The sequence below is a fragment of the Pseudomonas sp. Xaverov 259 genome, from assembly GCF_019352915.1.
Taxonomy (GTDB): Bacteria; Pseudomonadota; Gammaproteobacteria; order Pseudomonadales; family Pseudomonadaceae; genus Aquipseudomonas.
This window is the reverse complement of sequence record NZ_JAAAFV010000001.1, coordinates 21,282-48,214: the sequence shown is the minus strand read 5'-3', so window position 1 is coordinate 48,214 and position 26,933 is coordinate 21,282. Positions and strand designations below refer to the sequence as shown.

At 61.6% G+C, this 26,933-nt stretch carries 23 protein-coding genes; 8 read left to right on the top strand and 15 right to left on the bottom strand.

Going from position 1 to position 26,933, the window contains the following annotated elements; translation table 11 throughout:
- Positions 1–157: 157 nt before the first annotated feature.
- Together K0H48_RS00215 and K0H48_RS00210 are read right to left on the bottom strand one after the other, a co-directional pair.
- Positions 158–1,027, bottom strand: coding sequence for a Dyp-type peroxidase (locus K0H48_RS00215; RefSeq protein WP_219265565.1), 870 nt, complete (start codon positions 1,025–1,027; stop codon positions 158–160).
- 28 nt (positions 1,028–1,055) lie between these two features.
- Complete coding sequence (locus K0H48_RS00210) at positions 1,056–1,772, bottom strand: helix-turn-helix transcriptional regulator (protein WP_219265563.1); 717 nt, start codon at positions 1,770–1,772, stop codon at positions 1,056–1,058.
- Between the two features lie 128 nt (positions 1,773–1,900).
- Between K0H48_RS00210 and K0H48_RS00205 the strand changes: the two genes are divergently transcribed.
- From K0H48_RS00205 to K0H48_RS00195, 3 genes are all read left to right on the top strand, one after another.
- Positions 1,901–2,971 (top strand): MFS transporter, encoded by a 1,071-nt coding sequence (locus K0H48_RS00205; protein ID WP_219265561.1) that lies wholly within the window; start codon positions 1,901–1,903, stop codon positions 2,969–2,971.
- A 78-nt stretch (positions 2,972–3,049) separates the two neighbouring features.
- A complete protein-coding gene (locus tag K0H48_RS00200; protein ID WP_219265559.1) occupies positions 3,050–4,666 on the top strand; it encodes an NADP-dependent glyceraldehyde-3-phosphate dehydrogenase in 1,617 nt (538 codons plus the stop codon).
- Positions 4,667–4,817: 151 nt separating this feature from the next.
- A complete protein-coding gene (locus K0H48_RS00195) occupies positions 4,818–5,879 on the top strand; it encodes an FUSC family protein (RefSeq protein WP_200434691.1) in 1,062 nt (353 codons plus the stop codon).
- A 528-nt stretch (positions 5,880–6,407) separates the two neighbouring features.
- Here K0H48_RS00195 and K0H48_RS00190 read toward each other — a convergent pair.
- Positions 6,408–8,768, bottom strand: a complete 2,361-nt coding sequence (locus K0H48_RS00190; protein WP_219265557.1) for a YncE family protein — start codon at positions 8,766–8,768, stop codon at positions 6,408–6,410.
- Positions 8,769–9,063: 295 nt separating this feature from the next.
- Positions 9,064–9,816 (bottom strand): TetR/AcrR family transcriptional regulator, encoded by a 753-nt coding sequence (locus K0H48_RS00185; protein ID WP_099550527.1) that lies wholly within the window; start codon positions 9,814–9,816, stop codon positions 9,064–9,066.
- Between the two features lie 359 nt (positions 9,817–10,175).
- Here K0H48_RS00185 and K0H48_RS00180 point away from each other — a divergent pair, with 359 nt between their 5' ends.
- Genes K0H48_RS00180 through K0H48_RS00165 form a run of 4 tightly spaced genes read left to right on the top strand, consistent with a single transcriptional unit; the run spans position 10,176 to position 14,790 of the window.
- Entirely contained in the window at positions 10,176–10,883 is a 708-nt protein-coding gene (locus K0H48_RS00180) for an ABC transporter ATP-binding protein (protein WP_219265555.1), read from the top strand.
- A complete protein-coding gene (locus tag K0H48_RS00175) occupies positions 10,880–12,079 on the top strand; it encodes an ABC transporter permease (RefSeq protein WP_219265553.1) in 1,200 nt (399 codons plus the stop codon). Before K0H48_RS00180 ends, K0H48_RS00175 begins: the two co-directional genes overlap by 4 nt.
- Complete coding sequence (locus K0H48_RS00170) at positions 12,072–13,553, top strand: TolC family protein (protein ID WP_219265551.1); 1,482 nt, start codon at positions 12,072–12,074, stop codon at positions 13,551–13,553. Before K0H48_RS00175 ends, K0H48_RS00170 begins: the two co-directional genes overlap by 8 nt.
- Complete coding sequence (locus K0H48_RS00165) at positions 13,543–14,790, top strand: efflux RND transporter periplasmic adaptor subunit (RefSeq protein WP_219265549.1); 1,248 nt, start codon at positions 13,543–13,545, stop codon at positions 14,788–14,790. The genes K0H48_RS00170 and K0H48_RS00165 overlap by 11 nt, the downstream gene beginning before the upstream one ends.
- A 124-nt stretch (positions 14,791–14,914) precedes the next feature.
- Here K0H48_RS00165 and K0H48_RS00160 read toward each other — a convergent pair whose 3' ends face one another.
- From K0H48_RS00160 to K0H48_RS00110, 11 genes are all read right to left on the bottom strand, one after another.
- Entirely contained in the window at positions 14,915–16,306 is a 1,392-nt protein-coding gene (locus K0H48_RS00160; protein WP_219265547.1) for an FAD/NAD(P)-binding protein, read from the bottom strand.
- A 12-nt stretch (positions 16,307–16,318) separates the two neighbouring features.
- Positions 16,319–17,086, bottom strand: coding sequence for an ABC transporter ATP-binding protein (locus K0H48_RS00155; RefSeq protein WP_219265541.1), 768 nt, complete (start codon positions 17,084–17,086; stop codon positions 16,319–16,321).
- A 3-nt stretch (positions 17,087–17,089) separates the two neighbouring features.
- Complete coding sequence (locus K0H48_RS00150) at positions 17,090–18,430, bottom strand: ABC transporter substrate-binding protein (RefSeq protein ID WP_219265539.1); 1,341 nt, start codon at positions 18,428–18,430, stop codon at positions 17,090–17,092.
- A gap of 22 nt (positions 18,431–18,452) precedes the next feature.
- Positions 18,453–19,502, bottom strand: a complete 1,050-nt coding sequence (locus K0H48_RS00145; protein WP_219265538.1) for a branched-chain amino acid ABC transporter permease — start codon at positions 19,500–19,502, stop codon at positions 18,453–18,455.
- 4 nt (positions 19,503–19,506) lie between these two features.
- Positions 19,507–20,388, bottom strand: a complete 882-nt coding sequence (locus tag K0H48_RS00140; protein ID WP_219265536.1) for a branched-chain amino acid ABC transporter permease — start codon at positions 20,386–20,388, stop codon at positions 19,507–19,509.
- Entirely contained in the window at positions 20,385–21,158 is a 774-nt protein-coding gene (locus K0H48_RS00135; RefSeq protein WP_219265534.1) for an ABC transporter ATP-binding protein, read from the bottom strand. Before K0H48_RS00135 ends, K0H48_RS00140 begins: the two co-directional genes overlap by 4 nt.
- Complete coding sequence (locus K0H48_RS00130; protein ID WP_219265532.1) at positions 21,155–22,066, bottom strand: AMP-binding protein; 912 nt, start codon at positions 22,064–22,066, stop codon at positions 21,155–21,157. Before K0H48_RS00130 ends, K0H48_RS00135 begins: the two co-directional genes overlap by 4 nt.
- Positions 22,067–22,199: 133 nt before the next feature.
- Positions 22,200–23,615 (bottom strand): LLM class flavin-dependent oxidoreductase, encoded by a 1,416-nt coding sequence (locus tag K0H48_RS00125; protein WP_138814886.1) that lies wholly within the window; start codon positions 23,613–23,615, stop codon positions 22,200–22,202.
- Entirely contained in the window at positions 23,615–23,941 is a 327-nt protein-coding gene (locus K0H48_RS00120) for an acyl-CoA dehydrogenase (RefSeq protein ID WP_219265530.1), read from the bottom strand. Before K0H48_RS00120 ends, K0H48_RS00125 begins: the two co-directional genes overlap by 1 nt.
- A 12-nt stretch (positions 23,942–23,953) precedes the next feature.
- Positions 23,954–25,150 carry an SfnB family sulfur acquisition oxidoreductase gene (locus K0H48_RS00115; RefSeq protein WP_219265528.1) on the bottom strand — a complete coding sequence of 399 codons (1,197 nt, stop codon included), beginning with the start codon at positions 25,148–25,150 and terminating at the stop codon, positions 23,954–23,956.
- 154 nt (positions 25,151–25,304) lie between these two features.
- Positions 25,305–25,868 (bottom strand): XRE family transcriptional regulator, encoded by a 564-nt coding sequence (locus K0H48_RS00110; protein WP_219265522.1) that lies wholly within the window; start codon positions 25,866–25,868, stop codon positions 25,305–25,307.
- 92 nt (positions 25,869–25,960) lie between these two features.
- Here K0H48_RS00110 and K0H48_RS00105 point away from each other — a divergent pair, with 92 nt between their 5' ends.
- Positions 25,961–26,887, top strand: coding sequence for a DMT family transporter (locus tag K0H48_RS00105; RefSeq protein WP_219265520.1), 927 nt, complete (start codon positions 25,961–25,963; stop codon positions 26,885–26,887).
- Positions 26,888–26,933 lie beyond the last annotated feature (46 nt).

Sequence of the window (26,933 nt, the reverse complement as noted above, 5' to 3'; positions counted from 1 at the left end):
ACTTTTTGGTTACCTTTTTGGTCCTTCAAAAAGTGACCCGCCGTCAGGGCGGAACCCTAAGCCGCCATCACCGCAGCAACGGATATGTACACCACCAAAAAAACCGCTATCGCAGGCAAGCCAGCTCCCACACAAGCCAGCTCCCACAGTTTTGGATTTACGCTGGAACGCAAAGTGCACTCAGGTCCAAATGCCCTTCCTTAACCGGCGGGCACCAGTAGTAGCCACCGGTCAAAGGCGTGCTGATCCGATACAACCCATCCACAATCCCATCTTCCAGCCCGCTCATGCGCCGCAGTTGCGCTTCAAACGCATCAAAGGAATGCCCAAACGCCAGGAACATCAACCCCGCTTGGCCGTTTTCGGCCCAGGGCATCGAGCGGCGCACCACAAAGGCTTCCGGTGTGAAGCTTTCCTGGGCGGTGCGTTTGGTGTGCGCGGATTCGGGGGCGTCGTCCAGCTCTTCGTTATCGCCATGGCGGCGGCCGATGATGTGGTCACGCTCCTGGGCGGGTAACGCGGCAAAACCATCGAGGTCGTGCTGCCATTGCTGGATCGCGGCAAAGCTGGCGCCGCTGTCGGTCAGGGCGGCTTCGACGGCGGCGTCGTCGTGGGGGTTTTCGGTGCCGTCTTCGTAATCGGTCAGGTCGAAGCCGGTCTTGTAGCGGAAACCTTCGGTCATCTGCACCAGGCCAAATGCGGGGGCCAGGGCTTTTTCCACTGCGCGGCTGCGCAGCAGCAGTTCACCGCGATCCACACCGTGCAGCCACACCCACAACGCCTGCTGGGTGGACGGGTTATGCGCGCCTGGGCCCGTGACGGCGGGGAATGCGCGCAACCCTTCAATGTGCGCGCCGAGCGAAGTTACCAGCGGCTCGCCAAAACCGACCACTGCGCCCGCGTCCGCCCACTGCACCAGCGCGTCCAACGCGGCAGGTACGGCGGCCAATACGTCAACGGCAAAAAACAGATGGCGTGCCTGCAACGGCACCGGTGCGGCAAGAATGCCCGGCTGGTAGTGACTCATGTGAACTCCTTCTGAAAAGCCGCGCAGTTTAACCGGCCAGCGCACGCTTTTGCTCAAGGTTTTCCAGATCACGCGGTTCCAGGCCCAATTGCGCCTTGAACTGCGCCCAGCCCTTGGGCGTGACCCGCACCGCACGCGAATCCTTGGCGCGGCGCAACCAGCCGGCTTCACACAAGGCACTGAGCAATTGCACGCCGAGCGGGCCGGCCACGTGATGGGTGCGTTCGGTCCAGTCCAGGCATTGGCGCGCAGGTTTCAACGCGCTCGAATCGATGCCCAGGGTTTGCAACCAGGCGGCGCCTGCGGGCAGCACTTCATAGTGTTTATCATCGATGGCGCGCAGGTAGTGGTGTTTTTCCAGCGCCTGGGTCACCGCGACGCCCAACTGCCCGGCCAAGTGGTTGTAGCAGCAGCGCGCAAACCGTAGCCCTTGGGCCTCGCGACTCTGGGGTTTGAGCACAATCGCCGACAACGGCGCAATCGCACTGAGAAACTCGATCGCCTGGGCCACATGCTCCCCGGCCAGGCGGTAATAGCGATGCCGGCCCTGGGTTTGGCAGACGAGCAAACCCCCGGCGACCAATTTGGCCAAGTGAGTGCTGGCGGTCTGTGCGGTGATGCCGGCGGCAAAAGCCAACTCGCCGGCCGGCAACGCACGCCCGTCGAACAACGCCAGCAGCATCGCCGCGCGGGCGGGCTCGGCGAGCAGCGCGGCAACTTCGGTAAAGGTGGATGGGTTCGACATGGCGGCTCTCCAACGGAACCTGCGCAGTATAAGCGTGACGCAGGCGAGCATGCTTCGATCAACACCGAAGCATCTGCAGCATCCCGCGCGCTAGATTCGCTGCCCGTGTCTTTTCAAGGAAGATGTGCATGCCACAACGAAAGGTGCTGGCCGCCACCAGCCTCAGCTATGTACTGGTGATCCTCGATACGTCCATCGTCAATGTGGCGCTGGACCCCATCGCGACAGCCCTGCACAGCAACACCAGCGCACTGCAATGGGTGGTCAGCGCCTACACCTTGACCTTTGGCTGCCTGCTGCTGGCCGGTGGTGCGTTGGCGGATCGTTTTGGCGCACGCAGGCTGTACATGACCGGCTTGCTGGTGTTCACCCTGGCCTCACTGCTGTGTGGCGTGGCCAGCAATATGAGCCTGCTGGTCGCCGCGCGGGTGCTGCAAGGTGTCGGCGCAGCGTTGCTGGTGCCAGCGTCTCTGGCGCTGATCAATCAGGCGTATGCAGGCAACCCCACAGGCCGCGCGACAGCCATCAGCCTGTGGGCCGGGTGCGGCGGCATCGCCATGGCCGCCGGGCCGTTAGTGGGTGGGCTGCTGATCGAGACGCTGGGCTGGCGCAGTATCTTCCTGGTCAACCTGCCGTTGGGGCTGATCGCCGTCGGCCTCAGCGCGCGCCTTGCCGCCAGCGTGATTCAGCCCCGGGCCGCCGGCTGGTTGCGCCTTACCGTGCAGCTGTTTGGCAGCCGCGTGTTCAGCCTGTGTGTGGCCGTGTCACTGCTGTCGGCACTGCTGCTGTATGGCCTGATGTTTGTACTCAGCCTGTATTTCCAGCGGACCTTGGGGCTCTCGCCGCTGCGCACCGGCGTAGCGTTCCTGCCGCTGACGGTGCTGGTGAGCATTGGTAGCCTGATGGCCGGCGAGTTCGTGCGCGCCTTCGGTAGCCGCTGGCTGATCGGTGGCGCCCTGATGCTCTACATGACCGGTTTTGGCCTGTTGCTGATGGGCGGCACCACGCCCGACTACGCCTTGATCGTGGTGCCCATGCCGCTGATTGGCCTGGCTGCCGGCTTGATCACCCCCGCCGCCACGGCCGCGTTGATGAATGCGGTGCCACCGGGACAGGCCGGAATCGCCGCCGGCACCCTCAATACGGCGCGACAAATCGGCGCAGCCTTGGGCGTGGCGCTTGCCGGATGCCTGCTGTAACGCGTCTGGCGCTTGCCACACAGCCCTTGGATGGGTGACTCTCTAGTCATGTTTTGCAACTATTCCAGGGGTAGCGACATGACCACCAGTAACCTGCTCGCCCAGCTGTTTCCCACCGCCGCCAGCGACATTCCCGAGCAATTCCGCCTGGCCGCGCCGATCGAACAGCGTGATTACCTGGTCGACGGCCAGTTGCAGGTGTGGAACGGCCCGCTGGCCAAGGTGCAGAGCCCGGTGCAACTGGGCGATGAGCGCGTGCACATTGGCAGCACGCCGTTGCTGGATGCCGAGACCGCCCTCACCGCCCTCGACGCCGCCGTGCGCGCCTACGACCGTGGCCAGGGTGAATGGCCAACGATGCGCGTGGCCGAACGTATCCAGCATGTCGAAGCCTTTTTGCGGCGCATGCGCGAACAGCGCGACGCGGTGGTCAAGCTGCTGATGTGGGAGATCGGCAAGAACCTCAAGGACTCGCAAAAAGAATTCGACCGCACCTGCGACTACATCACCGACACCATCAACGCCCTCAAGGAACTCGACCGCCGCTCCAGCCGCTTCGAGCTGGAACAGGACACCCTTGGCCAGATCCGCCGCGTGCCACTGGGCGTGGCGCTGTGCATGGGCCCTTACAACTACCCGCTCAACGAGACCTTTACCACGTTGATACCGGCACTGATCATGGGCAACACCGTGGTATTCAAGCCGGCCAAGCTCGGCGTGCTGTTGATTCGCCCGCTGCTGGAGGCGTTCCGCGACAGCTTCCCGGCCGGCGTGATCAACGTGATCTACGGCAGCGGCCGCGAAACCGTCAGCGCGCTGATGGCCAGCGGCAAAATCGATATCTTTGCGTTTATCGGCACCAACAAGGCCGCCAGCGACCTGAAAAAACTGCACCCCAAGCCACACCGTTTGCGCGCAGCCCTGGGCCTGGACGCGAAAAACCCCGGCATCGTGTTGCCCGAGGTCGACCTCGACAATGCCGTGAGCGAAGCGCTCACCGGCGCCCTGTCGTTCAACGGCCAACGCTGCACCGCGCTGAAAATCCTGTTTGTGCACGAAGAGGTAGTCGACAGCTTCATCCAGAAATTCAACAGCAAGTTGGCCACGCTCAAACCCGGCATGCCCTGGGAAGACGGCGTATCGCTGACACCGCTGCCGGAAGCCGGCAAGGTCGACTACCTCAACGCGCTGGTGGCCGATGCCGCGCAGCACGGCGCCAAGGTGGTGAACCCGAATGGCGGCGTAAGTCGCGGCTCGTTCTTCTACCCCGCCGTGTTGTACCCGGTGAACCCGCAGATGCGCGTTTATAACGAAGAACAGTTCGGCCCCGTTGTGCCAATCGTGCCGTACCGTGACCTGGAAACGGTGATCGAGTACGTGCTGGATTCGGACTTCGGCCAGCAGTTGAGTATTTTCGGCACCAATGCGGTGGAAGTCGGCCGGCTGGTGGACACCTTTGCCAACCAGGTCGGGCGGATCAACATCAACGCCCAGTGCCAGCGCGGGCCGGACACCTTCCCGTTCAACGGACGCAAGAACTCGGCCGAGGGCACACTGTCGGTGCACGACGCGCTGCGCGTGTTCTCGATCCGCACGTTGGTGGCGACCAAGTTCCAGGAGAGCAACAAGGCGCTGGTCAGCGATATTTTGCGCAACCGTGATTCGAGTTTCCTGACCACGGATTACATTTTCTAAAGTTAACTCGGTTCAATATGTGGGAGCGGGCTTGCTCGCGAATGCGGTGGGTCAGCTATAGATGTGTCGACTGACTAGGCGCATTCGCGAGCAAGCCCGCTCCCACAATTAGATCGAGTCCACCCTGCATTATGAGGCCACTTTAATACCGATGAACCTGCCCTTCTTCGCCCGGCGCCTGTTGCGCCCTTTGCTTGACCCCTACCGCCGCTATCGCCATGCCAAGCTGATCCACGCCGTGCGCGTGTCCATCGGCCTGCTGGCGACCATCCTGCTCACCACCGGCATCAACCTGCCCCACGGCGAGTGGGCCTCGGTGACCATGCTGATCGTGATCGGCGGCTTGCAGCACCACGGCAATATCGGCAAAAAAGCCGTGGAGCGCGCCTACGGCACCCTGATCGGTGCCAGCGTCGGCCTGTTGCTGGTGGTGCAACAAGCCTATTTCGGCATACCGTTGCTGACCTACCTGCTGATGTCAGTGGTATGCGGGTTCTTCTCCTATCACGCCATCGGCAAGGGCGGTTACATCGCACTGCTGTCGGCGATCACGGTGTTTATCGTGGCCGGCCACGGCGATAACCCGATCTCGGATGGCTTGTGGCGCACCGTCGATATCCTTATCGGCATTGTGCTGGCGCTGGCGTTTTCCTTTGCCCTGCCGCTCTACGCGGTGTATTCGTGGCGCTACAACCTGGCCAGTGCGTTGCGTGACTGCGCGCAAATCTATAGCCGAATCATCAGTGGCCAGTCGGTCACGGATGATGAACACTTGAAACTGCTCAACCGATTGAATGCAGCCATGCTGCAGTTGCGCTCGTTGATGCCGTCAGTGTCCAAGGAAGTGCGCATCTCCATGACCGAACTGGATGCGATCCAACGGCATCTGCGCATGTGCATCAGCACCCTGGAGATTCTCGGCAATACCCGGCCCGATCCACGCGATGAACAGGCGATGGCACGGATGCAGGTGATGTTGAAGGCGGAGCACCGGCAGATTCGGGTGCAGTGGGTGGGCATGGCGCGGGCATTGAAGCTGGGGTTTACCGAGCGGCTGGAACGGCCTGCCACGCACACAACGGACGACGAGGCGCTGGAAGCGCCGGTCCAGAATGCGCTGGACGGGTATCGGTTGTTGACGTTGCAACTGGCGGCGCATATGGATGCCATGCGCCAGCGGCTGGCCAAGACAGCGAGTCACTGGAAGATTTGACGGGCATGCAAAAGGGACAGCGTACGGTTAAGTAGCGCTGTCCCGACGCACGCTCAAACATGCCTGATGATCAGGTCAGACGGGTAATGCGCACCGAATTAACGATAAAGTCATTGCCACCCTGCGTACCACTGCCGCCCCTCTGGCCTGGTAGTTATAAAGCACAACTTCCGCACCGCCCATGCTGCCGACAAACTCGGCATCGAGGACATATCACTGCTGCCGGGGTATGGAGACGGGGCCTTAATTCGCCTTCCGGAATCTTGGTCTTGGGGATGGCCATCACCTTGTTGGGTTAGGACGCGCGCAACTGGCGCGACGGGCAAGGTCAATGCAGCGCTCGGGGCAACCATCGAATCTACTGCCAGAAATGACAGTAGCGACAAATGGTAGAGACCGTTTTGCGGCATCCGCGGGAGGCCAGGCCGGCGAGTCTTTGCTAGCGTTAACGAAAAAGGGACAGCCTGCACTGGCGCAGTGCTGTCCCATTGCACGTTTTGTGCGTTTTGCGTGGGGAACCGAAGGACCTTAAAGCGGAACGAAACTCACACTGTTCGAGCCATTATTGACAACCAGGGCTACGCCGGCGGCGGGCGAGAAGGCTATGTTTGCAGCGTTGCTGAACCCGGTGAGGCGTTTAGTAATCTGGTTTGTATTGGTGTTAATGATGTACACCGAATCGCGATTGCTCCCAATCCCTCCAGGGCCGACACCGCCCACCCAGATTTCCGGAGCATTCGGGTTTCGTGTGATGCCCCATGCCCAATTGATACCCACGATTTTTTGGATGATGGTGTTACTCATAAGGTCAACAACCAGAACGCCATCTTTGTCACTGACATAGGCGTAGCGCGCCGGAGTACCGGCACTGAAAGCAATCTGTATGGACCGACCGGTACCATTGATTCTCGCCACGAGCGCGTTGCGGGTACCGGCGCTGATGATATCCAACACCGAGGTTGAAGCGACGAGCACCTGTGTTTGTTCCGGGTTGACCGCCACACCGAATGGGTTCACCCCAACGGCGACGCGACCGAGAACGTTGCCCGAGACGGTATCATGGACGGACACAAAGGAATTTCGGGTGCAGGCAACAAACAATCGCGAGCCATCCGCCGTAATGGCGAGCCCCGAAAGGTCGTTGCCGCCCACGATCGGAACCGTCGAAAGGATCCTGTACGTGGAGGTGTCGATGACGGTGTAACTTGCCCCATCAAAATTGCCCACATACAGACGCCGGTTGTCTGGACTGAGCACCGACAGGAACGCCGAGTTCACGCTGAAGAGGGTGTGAATGACTTTACGTGCCCTGATATCAATTACCGAAACCGAATGGCTAAATTGACAGGTTACAAAAGCCCGCAGCCCATCGTTGGTGATAGTGATCGAGTGAGGAGCCATCCCGACATCAACCGTGTCGGTCAACCCGCCGCCCTGGGCTTGAAACGTCAGCTCTTGAATAGCCGAGGTTTGTGTCTTGGTTCCCGTCGTCACCTCATAAGACAACTTGATGAGCTGGCCTGGGCTTTGCGCAATGATTTGGGCGCTGATGGAAAACAGCACCTGGCCGCTGCTCACCCCGGCCTGCACGGGAATACTGGCGACAGTGCCATCGGCGAAGGTCCATTTGAGCCTGATGATCTGCGCCTCATTCATGCCCTGGTACGCCACGACCACAACGGCGCCACTCAGATAGTTGCTGGCGAGGACAACCTGGGGGCCCGCTTTGTTATCGAAGGAAGGCGCCAGGAGCCGCAACTGGGGCGTACCGACCACTTGAACCACACTCGTGCCCGAGCGATTTTGCACCACCCCCCCAGCGGATTGCCACTCAAAGCTCAGGCTGATCTTGGCATCCATCAACGAGCTGAATACGCCGTTGTCGATGGGAATGGTCTCGCCCCGCAGGTTTCTGTCGGTCACCGCCGGCAAACGAAGCGTTCGGGTTGTCTCCCCATACTCGGTAACCTGGGTAATCACCATTATCAGCACAACCCGGTTGCTGGGGATCGGCGCCGGCGTCTTGCGTGGCAAGGTGACCATCGCCGCAAAATGTGCCGCACTGGACAGATCAAGATCGACGATAGAGGCCTCGACCCCGTCCACCGTAAAGATCGGCGGATCAAGCAGGTCGAGGTCCAGTTCGCTGTTGAGGATGTATGGCCGGGAATAGGCGTACTTCTCCCCGGAGGTGTTGTTCACCACATCGCGCACCATAAACGCCACGCCCACCGGACCGTACTTGTTGCCGTTCTCGATAATCGCCCGGCTGATAAACACCCGGATCGGTCCCGGCCCGGCAGCCTCCTCGGGGCTGACAACATGGTCAATGGTCGTGGCGCCGTATGCGACGGTGATGGTGTCGTTCTTGCGGATGTGTTCGTACTTGGTAATCAGGCACCACAACCCGCGGATAATGTTGCTCGGATTAAGGAACGCACCCGCCGGGAACCCCTCAACCGACAGGATCAGGCCTCTGTGGAATTGTTCGGACGCCCAGAACGTGAGGCCTCCGGGACGCTTGGTTTTTACCAGGTAGGTTTCAGGAAACGAGCGCAGCAATTGACCGCTGGCAGCGCGGCTAACCTGCCCGAACACCGGGAATTCGCCCTCCGGAATATCGGTCTTGGGGATGGCCAGGTTGTAGCGATTAGTCACCTTGGTAATGACAGTCGAAGCCACCGCTATTTTCGGATTGCTCCAGTAGAGCCCATAAGAATCGTTGCCAGTGGCCGCTTCCCAGTTCTCGAAGGCAAAGAGCGCGTAGGGATCGGTTTCACGCTGGCCCAGGCCCCACTTCGCGGTTTCCGGGTAAGGCGTCTCAGCCAATCGGACTGCAGGGTAGACCGAATAAGGGGGTGTAGACAGTTCTTCAGTGGGAATGGTCATGGCTATACCTTGCTGGTTTAGCGCGCTGAAACGGCGCGACAGGCAAGGTGAATGAGGCGCTTGGTGTTCTAATCGAATCTACTGTCAGAAATGACAGTGGCGACGAATGGTAGGCTTGCAGGAAAAATCCGACAGACACACGCGGGATCGAACATCTGTTGTTGCCCACCCATTTTCTTACATATTTTTCACGATTTATTCACATCCGCAGACGTAGGGTGAAGCCTCATCCGTTACAAACGTTGCACATCAAGCCCGCCGCCCCAGCGGGCTTTTTTTTGCTTTGGATAAAGGCTTATCGCGCTGCCTTGGTGGCGGGCGCAGCCGCTTGTTCACGAATGGCGCGCTGAGTATCCAGCACCTTGGCCAAAGCGGTTTCGGCTTCGGGGCTTTGTTGCGGTACGCGAATCGCGGCCGAGACCAGGGTGATCAGCTTGGCCATGACCTCGGCGTCCGTAGCCGGGCGACCCAGGCTCATGGAGTTCATCAGCAGGCGCAGTTCAGTGCCGGCCATTACCCCGGAAATCGCCTTGAGGGCAAATTGCAGGCGCACGCCCAGCTCATTGCGCGGCAGATCCGGCAGGGCCAGGGCGAAGGCTTCGAAGAAGCGCTGGAACACCGGCTGGTAATGCACCTTGAGGTATTCCTGGATAAACGGCGAGGTGTCGCTGTAGACCCGGCCCAGGAAACGGATAAATGAACGCCCTTCCCCGCTGGCCGGGTCACTGCGCTCCAGGCCCATGGCCGGGGCGAACAGCACGCCCAGCAGGGTGTCGCAGTCGAGCGGGCCATCGGCCTCGGCTTCGCAGCGCGCGAGCAATTCCAGGCGCTGCTCGTTGAGCGGCTCCAGGCGCTGCATCAGCAGGGTTTTCATCAGGGAGTCCTTGTCCCCGAAGTGGTAGTTCACGGCGGCCAGGTTCACCTGGGCGCGCTCGGTAATCTGCCGGAGCAACACGGCGTCATAACCGTATTTGATGAAGAGAGCCTCTGTCGCATCCAGCAGTCGAGTCTTGGTAACGTTTGGAGCGCTGAGTTTCTTCGCGACCATGAAAGGTTCCACGTAGGAAATATTGTTTTAAAAAATAATTTGATTTTTTATACCGGGGCGGCCCAGCGAAAGCAAGTAGTGACACCGCGCCATGCTATGAAAAGCCCGTATAAACGGGCCTGTAGACGCTAGCCGAGGGAGTTTTCTGACACCGCCGCCCAGCAACCGGCAAATCGTTACAAGGGGTGAAACCGCTCTACATCCATGGCTGGCGAAGCGCGTTGAACGCGGTTACTATTCAAACATTATTTTAAAAACAAGAAATAAAACCAGTCCGTGGCGCGTATCAGGCAGTTCCCGAACTTGTTACAAGGCTTTGCCGGGGGCGTGGCGATAGCGTCGAGACTGCAGGCGTAGTCATGATGACAGATACCCCCGCGCACCCAGGCTTGATCTCCCTGCAAGGCATCGGCAAAAGCTATCAGCTCGCAGGGCAACACCTGTCGATTCTCAATGACGTGTGCCTGTCCATCGCTCGCGGCGACAGCTGCGGCATTCTTGGTGCCTCAGGCTCGGGCAAAAGTACCCTGCTCAATATTCTTGGCCTGCTGGACCTGCCCGACGGCGGCCAGTACCACTTTGCCGGCCACGATATCTTCAGCGCCACGCCCGATGAGCTGGCGGCGATCCGTAACCAGCAAATCGGCTTTGTGTTCCAGAGCTTCAACCTGCTGCCACGCCTCAGTGCCCTGGACAACGTCGCCCTGCCCCTCAGTTACCGTGGCGTGTCGCGCCATGAGTCGGTGGAACAGGCGCTGCGCATGCTCGCGCAAGTCGGCCTGGCCGAGCGCGCCCACCACCGCCCGGCCGACCTTTCCGGCGGCCAGCGCCAACGCGTGGCGATTGCCCGTGCGCTGGTCGGCAAGCCTTCGGTGATCCTGGCCGACGAACCCACCGGCAACCTCGACAGCACCACCGCCCAAGAGATCATGGACCTGCTCCTGGCCCTGAACCGCGATCAACAGGTAACGCTGATTATCGTCACCCATGATGCGCACATCGCCGAGCGCCTGGAGCGCAAGATCCTGGTGCGCAATGGCGTGGTGCATGAGGCTGGACGCCTATGAGCCAGCGGATCGAACAGAGCCTGAGCCAACTGCTGCATGAAGCCTTTGTGAGCCTGCGCACCTTGGGCAAACGTTCGATCCTGGCGTTGCTGGGCATTGTGATCGGCAGCTCATCGGTGGTGGCCCTGATCAATATCGGCCATAACGCGGCGGTGGACGCGGCGATGATTTTCAAGGACATGGGCACCGACACCCTGATCGCCCAGTTCCCACCCAAAGGCAACAGCAACGCGCCGATGCGCGCCAGCCTTGACCTGGACGCGGTGCGCCAGGCGGTGCCGGGCATTGCCCATATCGGCGCGCTCAGCCTGTTCAGCGGGCCGCTGGTGTTCCAGGGCCGCACGGCCAACGCCAACTTTGTCGGCAGCACCGCGGATATCAAGGACGCCATGCGCCTGGCCCTGCGTGAGGGGCGTTTTCTATCCGCCTTCGACGCCAACGAAACCTACGGTGTGATCGGCGATCAAGTCGCCCAGGCCTTGGGCACACCGGGCAACCCGCTGAAGCTGGGCGACCGTGTGCGTATCAACGATTACCTGTTCCTGGTGGTGGGCATCCTGCACAACCAACCCCGCGCAATGCTGATGCCGGTGCAGGCCAACGAATCGCTGTTTATCCCCGCCGAAGGCATGCGGCGCATCTACCCGACGCCGCAGATCGGCAATGTGATCATCCGCGCCGCGCCCGGCCAGGATATGGAGCGCATCGCCCGAGAGGCCGCCGTTGCCCTGAAAAGCCAGCTCACCGACCACGATGTCGACATTCAGGTGCCCCAGCAAATGATCGATGGCATGACCCGGCAAAGCCGCACGTTCGCCTATTTGCTGCTGGCGCTGGGTGCGATTTCCCTGGTCGGCGGCGGCGTTGGCGTGATGAACGTGATGCTGATGAATGTTTCGGAACGCCGCCGTGAAATCGGCATCCGCATGGCCCTGGGCGCTCGCCAGCGCGACATCCGCAACCTGTTCCTGCTCGAAGCGGTCACCCTGACGGCAGTGGGCGCGCTGTGTGGTGCAGTGCTGGGCATGACCGCCGCCTGGCTCTACGCCTGGCTGTCGGGCTGGGAGTTTGCCCTGGCCGCCGCCGCGCTGCCACTGGGGGTGGGCAGCACCTTGCTGGTGGGCTTGTTCTTTGGCATCTACCCGGCAGTCTCGGCCTCGCGGCTGCAGCCGGTGGAGGCCTTGCGCGATGAATAAATGGCTGTGGTTACTCGCCCTGGCAAGCCTGCCGGCCATGGCCACCGACGTGGTGATCAACCCGTCGGCGCCGAGCACCACCCGCAGTGGTTATGACCGCAGTGTGTCGCTCAATAACCAGGTCACGACGATGACCTTGGGTGATGCGGTGTACCTGGGCCTGCGCAAAAACCCGGCGATCCGCAGCGCGTACCTGCAACGCGTGGCGCAAAAGTTCGACCTGCGGGTGGCCGAAGACACCTTCAACCCCAAGCTCTCCCTCAACAGTTATTACCGCCAAAGTCGCGGCTCGGCTGACAACGCGCGCAACGCCAACCTGGCGCCCAGAGCGACTTTGCTCAGTGAATACGGCACCCAGTTGAGCATGGCCTGGACCCAGCAACTGAACAACGCCGACCGCGCCGGCCGCTACCGCAGCGACGGCCTCGACCTCACGCTGATTCAACCGCTGATGCGCGGTGGCGGCTGGGACGCCACCACCGCGCCGCTGCGCCTGTCGCGCCTGTCGGAGCAGGCCAACCGCCTGAACCTCAAGGCCACCGTGGCGCAGACCATCAGCCAGATCATCGCCACCTACCGTGAACTGCTGCGTGCCCAGGAGCAGTTGAGCATTGTCCAGGACGCGCTCAAACGCTCCAACACCTTGCTGGAGGTGAACAAGGCGCTGATCAGCGCAGGGCGCATGGCCGAGTTTGAAATCGTGCAGACCGAAGCCGATATCGCCACCCAGCAACTGGGCGTGGAAGAGGCCCAGAACCAACTCGACACCAGCCGCCTGGCCCTGCTGCGCTTGCTGGCGCTGGACCTGTCCACGCCGATCCGCGCCAGCGAAGCCCTGGAAGCCAAGCCGATGACCATCGACAAACGCCAGGCCTTCAACCTGGCGCAGAACCAGCAGCCGGAGTACCTCGCCGCCCTGCTTGGCAGCCAACAGGCCGACCTTAACCTGGTGATCGCCAAGGACTCCGGGCGCTGGCAGGTCGACCTGGTGGCCGGCGCCAACCAGCTACGCGACGCCTACAGCAACAATGACAGCGGCAACAGCAACAACCGCACGTGGAACAGCTACGCCGGGGTGCAGGTGCAGATTCCTATCGGCGACATCAGCACCCGCCAGGCCGAGGTGCGCGCGCGGGTGAATGTAGAAGACCAGGAGATCCGCATCACCGACGCGCGCCAGGAGCTGGAGCGCAGTGTCAACGACGTGGTGCGCGACCTGGGCACGCGTTGGCGCCAATATGAAATCTCCCAACGTGCCGTGGAGCTGTCGCGGCGCAAGATCGAAATCGAGCGGGAAAAACTCAGCGCCGGACGCTCCACCAACTTCCAGGTGTTGAGTTACGAGGCTGACCTGCGCAACGCCGAAAACGCCCGGCTCAATGCACTGATCGCTTATCTGAACGCCCAGACCCAGCTCGATTTGACCCTGGGCATGACGCTGGAAAGTTGGGAAATCGCCCTCAATGACTACTAATAAAAAATACCTGCTGGGTGCCGTGATCATCGTGCTGTTGGCGGGCGCAGGCATTGCCCTGCGCAGCCCGGCCACCAACCAGCCCGCCGCGACCGAGCAATGGCTGGCGGTCAAGCCCGACCCGCTGGTGCACCAGATCGGCCTGGTGGGCAAGATCGAACCCGACACCACCATCACCCTCACTGCGCCGTTCGACGGCAATGTGCAGGCCAATCTGGTGGAGCAAGGCCAACGCGTCGAGGCCGGCCAGGTACTGTTGCGCATGGACCCGTCCACCCTCGAAGTGCAACTGCGTGACGCGCTCTCCGCCCAACTCAAGGCCCGGCGCACCGTGCAAGAGATGCAGGATTGGGACAGCAGCCCCGCAGTGAGCCGCGCACGCCGCAGCCTGCGCACCGCAGAAATGACCGCCGGCAACACCCAGCGCAAACTCACCGAGAGTGAAAACCTGTTCAAGCGCGGCATCATCCCGCGCAACGAGCTGGACGATCTCAAACAGCAGACCCAGCAGCAGCAACTGGACCTCGCTTCGGCCCGCAGTGAGCTGCAGCAGGCGCAGGATCAGGGCAAAGGCGAATACCGGCAGATCGCCGAGATGGAGCTGACCAACGCCACGGTGAAATACGATGCCCTGCATAAGCTGCTGGAAGGCAAGGAGGTCAAGGCGCCCTTCTCCGGCATCGTGGTGCCGGCGCCGGGCAGCAATAACTCCTCGCCAGGGGGAGCCAGTAACAACGCACCGGTGCAGGCCGGCAGCAAGGTCAGCCAGGGGCAGGTGCTGTTCGGGCTGGCCAATATCGAACGGCTGAAGATCGTCGCCAAAGTGTCGGAACTGGACATCAACCAACTGCACCAGGGCCAGGCGGTAGAAGTAATGGGTGATGGCTTTGACGGCGAGCGCCTGACCGGCTCCGTCAGCGTGGTCAGCGGCCTGGCGATTGCCAGCGACAGCCAGGGCAGCGCACAGTTTCCGGTCAGCTTGTCGATTCCCACGCTCACTGCGCAGCAATTGCAGCGGGTGCGCCTGGGCATGAGTGCGCGGTTGACCATCGTCACCTACAACAATGCGCAGGCGATTGTGGTGCCCAGCCAGGCGATCCAGGCGGACATGAGCGTGGAGTATCGCGCGGCGATGGATCAGCCGGTTGAGCGGGTGAAAATCACCACAGGGCAGTCAACCGCCGAAGGTGTCGAGGTATTCGGCCTCAAGCCAGGGTTTGTAAAAACCGGCCCATGATCGTTCCCACGCTGATCGTTCCCACGCTCTGCGTGGGAATGCATCCGGTGACGCTCTGCGTCACGACGTCAAGAGCGGACGCAGAGCGTCCATGGCGGCATTCCCACGCAGAGCGTGGGAACGATCATTGGGTGAGTTTGGCGGCCAGGGCTTTGGCCTGGAGCGCCACATCGGTGACGGCCGTACTCTCCCACCACATCCCGCGCAAGGGCGGGCCCATGGCAAACAGTCGCTGGCTGACCTGCCCCTGAGCATCCAACACAGCCCCCGACACATCCGCCGCAATCCCCAACGCCAACGGCCCAGGCTTGATCAACCCACGCTTGAGCAACTGCTGCGGCAGCGGTTTGGCTACTCGCCGCCAGTCGTACTCAATACCGCTGGAGTTGATCAACGCCGCACCAGACACCTGAGTGACGGCTTGCTCGCCGCGCCTTCGCAGCTGGATCATCACACCGCTGTCCGACGCCACCAACCCCTTGAACGACGCTGCCTGAACCCGCAACCGCCCTTCTGCATGCAACCGCGCCACCAGCTGCGCGCTCAACGGAGGTGAGCGATGGTGATGGCTCTCCCACCACGGCCGTACATGGCGCACGAACTGGCGTTTCTCACGCTCACTGGCCTGGCTCCACAAACGGCCGATATGCGCGCGTACCGTGTCCAGTGGCGCCTGCCAATCGATGCCCTGCTCCACCGCCAGTTGGCATTGGCGCCGCACCTCGCGCAGCAACTGCCGTGGGCTGCGCAGGCGATGATCTTCAGCCAGGAAATCCACCCAGCTCGGCGGTTGCCGCCGCACATGGGGCAACAGACCGTGGCGCGAAAATATCTCGATCGGCCCACGATGGCCGGCCTGTTCCAGGGACACCACGGCATCCACCATGGTCAGCCCGGAACCGATGATCAGCACGGTTGACTGCGGGTCGATCTGGCACATGGCCTTGACGTCCCACGGGTCCACTGCCGCAGCATTCAAACCGCTGGATTCAGTCTGCGGCGTGCGCGCCGCCGGAAACATGCCGGTGGCCAATACGGCATGAGCACCGCGCAATTGTTGGCCGTTATCCAGCGTCAACAACGTTGAGTCGGCATCCACTTGCAGGTCGACCACCTCGGCACGAATATGCTCGACCGTGGAATCCGAAAGCGCCTTGGCCTCAGCCAGACGCTGTTGCGCATACACACCAAAAATCCCACGTGGCGGGAACAATTCGCTGATGGGTACAGGTTGCTGGTCCGACTCCGGCCAGCCACCGACGCCGATGTAGTCGGTGAGCCATTGGGTCAGGTCATCGGCGTTGTCCGGGTCGACACTCATGCGCGCCGCATTGCCGTTCAGGGTGTGCCCCAGTTCGACGGCACTGTAGGCCTCGCCACGGCCAAGTTCATTGCGCGGCTCGATCACCAGGATCTGCCGCTTGCCAGGCTGGCGCAGCAGTTGCACCGCCAGCATCGTGCCGCTCAAGCCGCCGCCGATGATCAGCACATCAGCATTGCGGATGGATTCAGTCATGCACATTCGCCCTTACTGTTTGCCCAGATAAATATCATGCAAATCGCCGCGCGCCAGCAGTTCAGCCGCGCTGCCGCTCAACACCACGCGCCCAGTATCCAGCACATAGCCGTGGGAGGCATAGGTGAGCGCGACATTGATGTTCTGCTCGGCGATCAGGAAGCTCACCTGCTGCTCGCGGTTAAGCTGGGCGATTATCGCGAAAATCTCTTGCACGATCATCGGCGCCAGACCCATGGAGGGCTCGTCGAGCAAGACTAACGTCGGCCGGGTCATCAAGGCGCGGCCAATCGCGACCATCTGTTGCTCGCCGCCCGAGGTGAACCCGGCGCGGGTGTGGCGCTTGGTCTTGAGGCGTGGGAACCAGGCGTAGATGCGCTCCAGGTCATGCTCCATGTCTTTGCGGCTCAAGCGCCGCACGAACCCGCCGCTGCGCAGGTTGTCTTCCACGCTCAGTTGGCCGAACACATGGCGGCCTTCCAGCACATGGACCATGCCCTGGCGCACCCGCTGGCTGGGGTCGATACCCGCCAGGTCGCGGCCGGCATACTCGATCACGCCACGGCTGACCTCGGCGCGTTCGGCGCGTACCAGCCCCGAAATGGCCTTGAGCGTGGTGCTTTTGCCGGCACCGTTGGCCCCCAGCAACGCCACGATGGCGCCCTTTGGAACGTGCAGCGAGACCCCGGCCACCGCCAGAATGGCGCCGTCGTAGATCACTTCGATGTCATTGACGTTTAACAGCGACGGGCTCGCAGGTTCAGCGGCGGGCTGGCTCATGGCTTATTCATCCCCGGTGCAAGTGCGCGGCGTCAGGCCTTTTTCCTTGGCGAACGCAGCGGACTTTTCATCGATCAGCGGGCGCAGCAGCGCACGGTCGGCGGCGATCCAGTCGCTGATCAGCGTCCAGTTGGCGCCATCCCACTGTTGCACGCGCGCCGAGCCGCCGCCCTCATGGTCGCGGCACGACAACTTGAGGTTCTGCATCAGGCCAAAATAGCCCATGGCTTTGAGGCGTGTGTCATCGATATTCAGATGCTCCAGGCCCCAACGGCCCTCTTCACCATTAAGCGGGCGCTTGCCGAATTTGGCCTGGGCAGTGCGGATCGCTTCCACCGCCACGGCGGCGTTCACCAGGCCCGAGTTGTAGTAGACGCTGCCGAAGTTTTTCAGGTCCTTGAGGTCGCTGTGGCCCTTGTCGAGGATGGACTGTTTGAGGCGTTTGTGGATCTCGAAATCGGCGCCTGCCGGATAGGGCGTGAGCGCCAGATAGCCTTTGGCGGCGGCGCCTGCGGGCAGCACGTCTTCGCTGGAACTGGCCCAGATATCGCCGATGATGTGGTCAACCGGGAAGCCAAAGCGCGCAGCGGTCTTCACCGCCACCGGCGTGGACACGCCCCAGGTGCGCAAAAACACCCAGTCCGGGTTGGCCTGGCGCACCTGACGCCATTGTGCTGATTGCTCGTTGCCCGGGTCGGCTACTGGAATCTGGATATTTTCAAAGCCGTATTTCTCGGCCAACAACTTCAACGGGCCGAGGGTTTCGCGACCGTAGGCCGAGTCGTGATAGACCGTGGCAATCTTCTTGCCCTTGAGTTTGTCGAAGCCGCCTTCGCGCTGGGCAATGTAGTTCACCAAGGTCGACGCTTCGCTGTAGAAGGTCAGCATCACCGGAAAGTTATACGGGAATACCGTGCCGTCGGTGGCTTCGGTGCGGCCATAACCGAGGGTAATCAACGGGATCTTGTCGACTTCCGCGCGCTCGCTCAGGGCATAGGCGGCCGGTGCGCCGTTAGGCTGGTACACCGCGACCGGCGCGCCATCCAGGCCATTCTTGAAGCGCTCGTAGCACTCGATGCCCTTCTCCGCCGTCCATTCGGTCTCACATTCCTGCCACACCAGCTTGACACCATTAATGCCGCCTTCAACCTCGTTGATGTAACGCAGGTAGTCGATCATCCCGGCCCACACCTGCACGCCGCTGGAGGCATAGGCGCCGACGCGGTAGGTGGCCAGCGGGATAAATTGCTGGTCGGGCGAGGCAATGGCCTGGGGCACCGCACCGGCCAGGGCTGCCAGCGCGAAGGCGGCGCCGAGCAGAGAACGTTTCAAGGTTGCACGCATGTTGGATTCTCTTGAGGGAATGTTAGAAACGCAGCGGCCATTGCCGCAGACGGTCACGTAGGGTGTGCAACAGGCGAATCAAGCCTTCGGGTTCCTTGATCAGGAACACGATGATCAACACGCCAAAGATGATTTTTTGCAGGTTCTGCAACTGCCCCGCATCCACCGAGCCACCGAACAGCGCCTGCCCGGCGTGGCTGAGGAAAATCGGCAATAAGCTGATGAATGCCGCGCCGACAAAGTTGCCGGCAATGCTGCCCATGCCGCCGATAATGATGATGAACAGGATCTGGAACGAGCGGTTGATATCGAAACTGCTGGCGCTGGCCGTGCCCAGGTAGGCGAACGCCCACAGCGCACCGGCAATCCCCAGGTAGAACGAACTGACCGCGAATGCCAGGCGCTTGTAGCGCACCACCGGGATGCCGACCACGGCGGCGGCGGTGTCCATGTCGCGGATCGCCATCCAGTTACGCCCCACCTGGCTGCGCACCAGGTTGATGGCGGTCCAGGTCAACAGCAGCACCGTGACCAACGTCAGCCAGTAACGGCCCAGCGGCGTATTGAGGTCATGGCCGAACAGCGAAAGCTTCGGCGCGGAAATGGTCCCGGAGGAGCCGTAGTTGTAAAACCAGGGGAATTTGACGAACAGCCACTCCAAAAAGAACTGCGCCGCCAGGGTGGTGACCATCAAGTAGAAGCCTTTGATCCGCGAGCTGGGCAAACCAAATAACAGCCCAACCAGCGCGCTGATCACCCCACCGCCGAGCAGCGCCACCGGCAGGCCCAACTCGGGCAGACGCAACAGAAAACCGTAGGTGGCAAACGCGCCAACGGCCATGAAACCCGCCGCGCCCACAGAGGTTTGCCCGGTGTAGCCGGTGAGCAGGTTCAGGCCCAGACCGGCCAGCGACAGCACCAGAAACGGGATCAGGATCGCATTCAGCCAATAGTCATTGCCCCACAGCGGCACGCCAATAAAGGCCACTGCCAATACGCCGATCAGGCCCCAGGGCAAGCGCCGCTGGATCAGCAGCCACGGCGCGGTTTCTTGAACAACGGGTATCGACATGGTTTCAGACTCGCTCGATGGCGCGCTCGCCGAACAGGCCGGCGGGACGGATATACAGGAAGGCCAAGGCCAATACATAAGCGAACCACGGCGTGATGCCGCCACCGATCAGCGGGCCGATGTACACCTCGGCGAGGTTCTCCGCCGCGCCGACAATCAGCCCGCCGACAATCGCGCCGCCAATCGAAGTGAAGCCGCCGATGATCAGCACCGGCAAGGCCTTGAGCACCACCAGCGAGAGTGAGAACTGCACGCCTTGGCGTGCGCCCCACAGCAACCCCGCCACCAACCCGACAATACCGGCCACGGCCCAGACGATCTGCCAGATACGATTGAGGTTGATGCCGATGGACAGCGCCGCTGTGGTGTCATCCGCCACGGCGCGCAACGACACGCCGATGCGGGTCTTGTTGAACAGCAGCGCCAGCACGCTCACCAGCACCACGGCCGCCGCCGCAGCGATCAGGTCGAACTGGCTGAGCATCAGCGGGCCGACAAACAGCGGCACGTCGTCGATGCCCAAATCCAGCGCACGCACTTGCGAGCCCATCAGCCCTTGGGCCAGGCCTTCGATGATGAACGACAGGCCCAAGGTGGCCATGAACAGGGTGATCTGCGAGCGGTTCACCAGCGGGCGCAGTACCAGCCGCTCGATGAGCAAGGCGCCGATGATCATCACGATTACCGTCAGCAGCAACGCCAAGGCAAAGGGCACACCCTGGTCATGCAGGCTGACAAAGGTCAGCGCGGCAAACAGCAGCATCGAGCCCTGGGCGAAATTGAACACACCGCTGGCCTTGTAGATCAGTACGAAACCGATGGCGACCAGCGAGTACATGGTGCCGGCGAGCAGGCCGCCGAGCAGGGTTTCAAAGAAAAAGGTCATGGGTGCGCGACTCCCAGGTACGCCGCGATCACCTCGGGGTCGGCCTGCACCTGCGCCGGTGTGCCGTCGCCGACTTTGCGCCCGTAGTCGAGCACCACCACGTGGTGGGACAGGCCCATCACCACGCCGATGTCGTGTTCGATCAACACCACGGTGGTGCCGAGGTCGCGGTTTACGTCGGCGACGAAGCGCGCCATTTCCTGTTTTTCCTCGGCGTTCATGCCGGCCATGGGCTCGTCCAGCAACAACAGGCTGGGGCCGGCGATCAGCGCTCGGCCCAGCTCCACGCGTTTTTGCAAGCCGTAGGAGAGGTTGCCCACCAGCACATCGCGGTGCGCTTGCAGTTCGAGAAACTCGAGGATGCCTTGGCCGCGCAGGCGAAAGGCTTCGGCCTCACGGCGGGCGCGCGGCAAGCCCAGGGCCTGCTCGATAAAGTGGGTGCGCATATGCCGCGACAGGCCGGTGAGGATGTTGTCGAGCACGCTCATTTTCTTGAACAGTGCGTTGTTCTGAAAAGTCCGCCCAATACCTCGACGCGCCGCGCCCAAAGGGTCGATGCGGTGGAAGTGTTGTTGCTCAAACACAATCTCACCGGCATCGAAGCGGTACACACCGTTAAGCACATTGAGCAGCGAACTTTTACCGGCGCCGTTGGGGCCGATCAGCGCACAGATTTCACCGCGCTGCACCTCAAAGGACAAGGCATTGATGGCCTTGACGCCTTTGAATGACAGCGAGATATCGCGCACTTTGAGAATGGTCTGGCTCATGCGATGTCCCGTTTGAATTCAGCCAGCCAGACTGGATCGCTGCTGGTTGTTTGCGTGCTGGGTGGCTGCCAGATGTAGGTCAACCGTTGAAAGCCCAGCAGCCTGCGAACGCGATTTTTCAACAGGCGTCGCAGGCCACTTTGTGGGTGAGCGATGGCCCAGTCGCACAAGCGTCGGCGCCAGGTGCCGTGGGGCGCCAAGCGGCTTTCGATCTCATCGGCCAGGTGTTGTAAACGCTCTGGTGACAGCAACAGGCCGCTCGGCGCGACTTCACCGCGATCGCGCCGGGCCGAGGCTTGGCTCTCCGGAAACGCCAGGCCGTGGCCGCTGTTCAACCATTGCTCCAGCACCACCGCAAGGCCGCCTTGCCAGTGGGTGCCCTCCTCACTCCACAACACGGTTTCACCGCTCGGTTGCCACCAGCGCTGCAGATGCTGCGCCGGGTCCACCGGGCCGAGCAACTGGGTGAAATCCAACGGATTGGCCGACTGCCAATGCCGCACCTGCTGACGGCCCTGGGCATACGAATGGCTGGGGTGAATGCGCCATAGCTGTTGGTACAGGGCTTCTGGCTCCAGGTCATCGGCCAGGGTCAACACCTGCCCGCCGACAGACTGCGCGGCCAGCGCCAACAGCAGCAGGTTAGGCTCGAATGTTGCGCTTAAGGCCAAGCGTGACTGCGCGCTGAAACCCTGCTGTCGCAAGCCGTCGGCCAGGCGCTCGACGTCGCGCAACACGTCGATCCAGCGCCAGGCATACCACCGGCCCTGGCGCTTGTGGCGCAGGGCGATGTGCAGCGGGGTGAGCTGCGCCCAGTGCTGCAATTGTTCCAGGGCTTTGGGCAGGTTGCCGAGCAGTTCGGCGGGCCATTCCAGCGCCAGCGGACGTTTGAGTTCGTGCACGCTCATAGGGGTAATGCTCCTATTCAAGTAATGTGCGTGCGGTGGTCCGCTGGCCAATATAGATCAAACAATGAAGATCAAAATGTGGGAGCGGGCTTGCTCGCGAAAGCGGTGGTTCAGTCACCATCAATGGTGAATATCAGTCCGCATTCGCGAGCAAGCCCGCTCCCACATTGGCCCGATGTACACCTGATAAATTTCGGTAGCCGGCACCCGGATGATTTGGCGCCAGCCGCGCACCGTCGCCGAACAGCTTTTCGCGCAAGGTACCCTGGGCGTACTCGGTCTTGTACACGCCGCGCTTTTGCAGCTCCGGCACGAGCAGGTCCACGGCGTCGATGAAGGTTTCGTGGGTCAGCGCGTAGGCCAGGTTGAAGCCGTCCACGTCGGTCTCTTCGACCCATTCCTGCAACAGGTCCGCCACGGTTTGCGGGCTGCCGACAAACAACGGGCCAAAGCCGCCAATGCCGACCCAGTCGGCCAGTTCATTCGGCGTCCAGACCTTGTTCGGGTCCGCCGTGGAGAAGGCTTCCACCGCCGATTGAATCGCGTTGGTGTGTACGTGTTTGAGCGGTTCATCGGGCTTGAACTGGCTGAAGTCGATGCCGGTCCAGCCGGAGATCAGTGCCATTGCACCTTCATAGCTGACATAGGATTTGTATTCGTCAAACTTTGCTTTGGCCTTGGCATCGGTCTCGCCAACGATCACTGTCTGCAAGTTGAAGATCAGGATTTTCTTCGGATCACGCCCGGCCTCGGCGGCACGGCGGCGGATGTCGGCGACGGTTTTTTTCAGCAGCACCTTGGAGGGTGCGGCCACGAACACGCACTCGGCCTGTTCGGCAGCAAACTGTTTGCCACGACTGGAGGCCCCGGCCTGGTACAACACTGGCGTGCGCTGCGGCGACGGCTCGCACAGGTGAATGCCAGGCACCTGGAAGTGCTTGCCGACATGGCGAATCTCGTGGATTTTGCTCGGGTCGCTGAAAATGCGGCGCTCGCGATCACGCAGCACGGCGCCCTCTTCCCAGCTGCCTTCCCAGAGTTTGTAGCAAACCTCCAGGTATTCCTCGGCGTAGTCGTAGCGCGCATCGTGTTCCGTCTGGGCTTTCTGGCCGAGGTTCTTGGCGCCGCTCTCCAGATAAGACGTAACGATGTTCCAGCCGACGCGGCCCTTGGTCAGGTGATCGAGGGTTGAGAGCCTGCGAGCGAACGGATACGGATGTTCAAACGACAACGAAGCGGTCAGGCCGAACCCCAGGTGCTCGGTGACCAACGCCATCGGCGCAATCAGCGACAGCGGGTCGTTGACCGGCACTTGTGCCGCCTGGCGAATTGCCGCGTCGCCGTTGCCGTTGTACACGTCGTAGATACCCAGCACGTCGGCGATAAACAGGCCGTCAAACTTGCCACGCTCAAGAATTTTCGCCAGGTCCGTCCAGTATTCCAGGTCTTTGTACTGCCACGAACGGTCACGCGGGTGCGCCCACAGGCCGGGAGATTGGTGGCCGACGCAGTTCATGTCGAAGGCATTCAAGCGGATTTCACGGGACATCAAAGCACTCCGTTGAGGTGGTAGTTGCCGACGATCTGGTACTTGCGGCGCAGTGGGTCATCGAGGGGCGACGCCAGCGCGGTGCGTTGCCCGGTGAGTTCAAATTCGGCATTGCTGGCAGCGATCAGAGCTTCTGCGGCGGCAATTTGCGCCTCGGTCAACGCCACCGGGCTTGGGTGGGTTTCGGCGCGTTCAAACAACGCAGCGGCCACGTCGACGCGGATCTGCAAGTCGCCGAAACGGCTGATCACGTAAGGGTCATCGCTGGTTTGTACAAAACGCAGGGTGTTTTCCAGCAGTTGGCGCGCTTGATTCAGGGCGGTCATGAATACATATCCTCAGTTCCAGGCGTGGCGCGCAGGCTTTACGCCGTTGAGCACGAAGTTGCCGATCAGGTGGTATTTCCAGCGGGCCGGGTCGTGCAGGGTGTGGGTGCGCGCGTTGCGCCAGAAGCGGTCGAGGTTGTGCTTGCCGGTCACCGAGCGGGTGCCCGCCAGTTCGAAGAGTTTGCTGCTGGCGAGCAAGGCGGTTTCGGCCGACAGCACTTTGGCCTGGGCGACCACCAGCGAGGCGTTGGCGACTGTGTCTTCGTTGGGCTCGGCCAGGGCCAGGTCGACGGCTTTGCCGGCCTTGGCGAGGATCGCTTCGGTACCGTGCACACGCCATTCCAGATCGCCAATAGCCGCGATGGTGAACGGGTCTTGCCAGCCGTGATCCTGTTGGCTGTCGATCCAGGGCCGCGCCTGGCGGGCGTAGATTTTTGCCTGTTCGAGGGCGCCCAGGGCGATGCCGGTATCGACGGCGGCCTGAATAATCTGCGAGATCGGGCCGTTGGCGGTGGGCTGATCGAAGGCTTGGTGCGCAGGAATGACCGCGCTAAGGGGCACGCTCACGCCGTCGAGGGTCACGCCGCCACTGGCGGTGGTGCGCTGGCCGAAGCCATCCCAGCTGTCAATCACGCTGAGGCCCGGCGCATCGCGTTCGACAAAGGCAATAAACGCCTGGCCGTTCTCGTTGTTGCCGACCGTGGGCACCAGGTGGGCGAACAACGCGCCGGTGCAGTAGAACTTCTCGCCGTTGATAGAAGCCGTGTCGCCGTCAAAACGAATCTGAGTGTCGAAGGTGCCGGCGTTTTTGCTCTTGGCTTCGGAAAAAGCATTACCGAAACGGTAGCCGGCCAGGACCTTGCCGAAGTAGTGACGCTTTTGTTCTTCGCAGGCGGTTTGCAGCAGGATGTCCACCACGCCCAGGTGGTTCTGCGGAATTTGCCCCAGCGACGGGTCGGCGGCGGAGATCAACTTGATCACCTCGGCCACCGTTACATAAGACACCTCGGCGCCACCGTAGGCCTTGGGAATGGTGATGCCCCACAGGCCGCTGGAAGAAAACTCATCAAGCTCGGCCACCGGCAGGCGCCGCTCGCGGTCGCGCACGCTGGCGTCGACGGCAAAGCGCACAGCCAAGCGAGTCGCGACTTCAATGGCTTCGGCATCCGAACGGATGATGTGGGCAGGTTGTTGAGGGTGGGCTGACATGGGCCGACTCCAGGCTCCGATGGGATACCGGAGCGATTGCAGGAGTCGTGCCTGAATTTAATCGTCAACAAAATCAGGCTTTTACTGGCTTTAAGCGGCTGTTGAGCGCGTTTCAAACCAGCAAAGTGTGCATCCACTGTTGCCGGGGCAACAGTTAGATCACCACGTTGCGCACAAATCGCACGGCCACCTTGCCGTCATTGCGATAGCCGTGCACGTTGCGGCTGGCGAACATGTAGAACTCACCGGCCGCCACGTGTTTTTCTTGCTCGCCCACCAGCAAGGTCAGGCAGCCTTCGAACACGAACAGCTGCACGCTCCAGCCGTCCGGGTCGGGGTCGGGGCTGTAGCGATCACCCGGTTCCAGGTGCATCTCCCACAACTCGACTTCACGCCGCGCGGTGGCCTTGGCCAGCAACACCGCTTTACTGCCGGGAATGTCACCGGCCCACGCCAGCTCGTTGATGCGGCTGTGATCACCGGCATCCGGGGCCTGGATAAGGTCGCTGAAGGCCACGTCCAAGGCTTCGGCGACGCGGTCCAGCGTGGACAGGCTGACATTCTTCTCGCCCGCCTCGATGGCCACCAGCATGCGCCGGCTGACCCCGGACTTTTCCGAGAGCGCAGTCTGGCTCAGATCCGCAGCATGGCGCAGGCGACGGACGTTCTGGCTGACGTGTTGCAGGACCGAAGCCCGTTGTGGATTTTCTTTGTGCACTATATTGCTCAATGGGTGGGTGTGCGCAGTATACTGCCCAGCGTGCGGCGCATTGTGCGGTCCGTACCTTTCCCTTGCAAGACCGAGCCGCCATGACCGTCCCGAACGCCTCCCCACGTTTCAACCGTTTCAGCAAAGCCGAATGCATCCTGGTGGTGATCACCATGATCTGGGGTGGCACGTTTTTGCTGGTGCAGCACGCCCTGACCGTCAGCGGGCCGATGTTTTTCGTGGGCCTGCGGTTTGCGGCGGCGGCGATTGTGGTGGGGTTCTTTTCGTTGCGCACCTTGCGCGGCCTGACCTTGTTCGAGTTGAAAGCCGGCGCCTTCATCGGCACCTCGATCATGTTCGGTTACGGCATGCAGACGATCGGCTTGCAGACCATCCCAAGCAGCCAGTCGGCGTTCATCACAGCGCTGTATGTGCCTTGCGTACCGCTGTTGCAGTGGCTGGTGCTGGGGCGTCGCCCAGGCCTGATGCCGAGCATTGGCATCATGCTGGCGTTTACCGGGTTGATGCTGCTCACAGGCCCGACCGGTGCGTCCCTCAACTTCAGCCCCGGTGAGATTGCCACGCTGATTTGCGCAATCGCGGTGGCGGCCGAAATTATCCTCATTGGTGCCTATGCCGGGCAGGTGGATGTGCGACGGGTCACGGTGGTGCAACTGGCCACGGCGTCGTTGTTGTCATTCCTGATGGTGGTGCCGATGGGTGAAGCCTTGCCGGGGTTTTCGTGGTTGCTGGTATTCAGCGCGGTGGGCCTGGGCTTGACCAGTGCGGTGATCCAGGTAGCGATGAACTGGGCGCAGCAGAGTGTTTCGCCAACCCGTGCCACGTTGATCTATGCCGGGGAACCGGTATGGGCCGGTGTAATCGGACGGATTGCGGGGGAGCGTTTTCCGCCAATAGCGATGGTGGGCGCGGCGTTGATTGTGGCGGCGGTGATTGTGAGTGAGATGAAGACACGCAATCAGCGAGAAGCTGAAAAATCAATCGAACTGGAACAGGAAGCCCCCTGACCCGATCGTTCCCACGCTCTGCGTGGGCATGCATCCTGTGACGCTC

Bases quoted from the DNA above. Each gene is read 5' to 3' on its own strand.
- K0H48_RS00215 (WP_219265565.1), bottom strand. From the start codon at position 1,027: ATGAGTCACTACCAGCCGGGCATTCTTGCCGCACCGGTGCCGTTGCAG.
- K0H48_RS00210 (WP_219265563.1), bottom strand. From the start codon at position 1,772: ATGTCGAACCCATCCACCTTTACCGAAGTTGCCGCGCTGCTCGCCGAG.
- K0H48_RS00205 (WP_219265561.1), top strand. From the start codon at position 1,901: ATGCCACAACGAAAGGTGCTGGCCGCCACCAGCCTCAGCTATGTACTG.
- K0H48_RS00200 (WP_219265559.1), top strand. From the start codon at position 3,050: ATGACCACCAGTAACCTGCTCGCCCAGCTGTTTCCCACCGCCGCCAGC.
- K0H48_RS00195 (WP_200434691.1), top strand. From the start codon at position 4,818: ATGAACCTGCCCTTCTTCGCCCGGCGCCTGTTGCGCCCTTTGCTTGAC.
- K0H48_RS00190 (WP_219265557.1), bottom strand. From the start codon at position 8,768: ATGACCATTCCCACTGAAGAACTGTCTACACCCCCTTATTCGGTCTAC.
- K0H48_RS00185 (WP_099550527.1), bottom strand. From the start codon at position 9,816: ATGGTCGCGAAGAAACTCAGCGCTCCAAACGTTACCAAGACTCGACTG.
- K0H48_RS00180 (WP_219265555.1), top strand. From the start codon at position 10,176: ATGATGACAGATACCCCCGCGCACCCAGGCTTGATCTCCCTGCAAGGC.
- K0H48_RS00175 (WP_219265553.1), top strand. From the start codon at position 10,880: ATGAGCCAGCGGATCGAACAGAGCCTGAGCCAACTGCTGCATGAAGCC.
- K0H48_RS00170 (WP_219265551.1), top strand. From the start codon at position 12,072: ATGAATAAATGGCTGTGGTTACTCGCCCTGGCAAGCCTGCCGGCCATG.
- K0H48_RS00165 (WP_219265549.1), top strand. From the start codon at position 13,543: ATGACTACTAATAAAAAATACCTGCTGGGTGCCGTGATCATCGTGCTG.
- K0H48_RS00160 (WP_219265547.1), bottom strand. From the start codon at position 16,306: ATGACTGAATCCATCCGCAATGCTGATGTGCTGATCATCGGCGGCGGC.
- K0H48_RS00155 (WP_219265541.1), bottom strand. From the start codon at position 17,086: ATGAGCCAGCCCGCCGCTGAACCTGCGAGCCCGTCGCTGTTAAACGTC.
- K0H48_RS00150 (WP_219265539.1), bottom strand. From the start codon at position 18,430: ATGCGTGCAACCTTGAAACGTTCTCTGCTCGGCGCCGCCTTCGCGCTG.
- K0H48_RS00145 (WP_219265538.1), bottom strand. From the start codon at position 19,502: ATGTCGATACCCGTTGTTCAAGAAACCGCGCCGTGGCTGCTGATCCAG.
- K0H48_RS00140 (WP_219265536.1), bottom strand. From the start codon at position 20,388: ATGACCTTTTTCTTTGAAACCCTGCTCGGCGGCCTGCTCGCCGGCACC.
- K0H48_RS00135 (WP_219265534.1), bottom strand. From the start codon at position 21,158: ATGAGCCAGACCATTCTCAAAGTGCGCGATATCTCGCTGTCATTCAAA.
- K0H48_RS00130 (WP_219265532.1), bottom strand. From the start codon at position 22,066: ATGAGCGTGCACGAACTCAAACGTCCGCTGGCGCTGGAATGGCCCGCC.
- K0H48_RS00125 (WP_138814886.1), bottom strand. From the start codon at position 23,615: ATGTCCCGTGAAATCCGCTTGAATGCCTTCGACATGAACTGCGTCGGC.
- K0H48_RS00120 (WP_219265530.1), bottom strand. From the start codon at position 23,941: ATGACCGCCCTGAATCAAGCGCGCCAACTGCTGGAAAACACCCTGCGT.
- K0H48_RS00115 (WP_219265528.1), bottom strand. From the start codon at position 25,150: ATGTCAGCCCACCCTCAACAACCTGCCCACATCATCCGTTCGGATGCC.
- K0H48_RS00105 (WP_219265520.1), top strand. From the start codon at position 25,961: ATGACCGTCCCGAACGCCTCCCCACGTTTCAACCGTTTCAGCAAAGCC.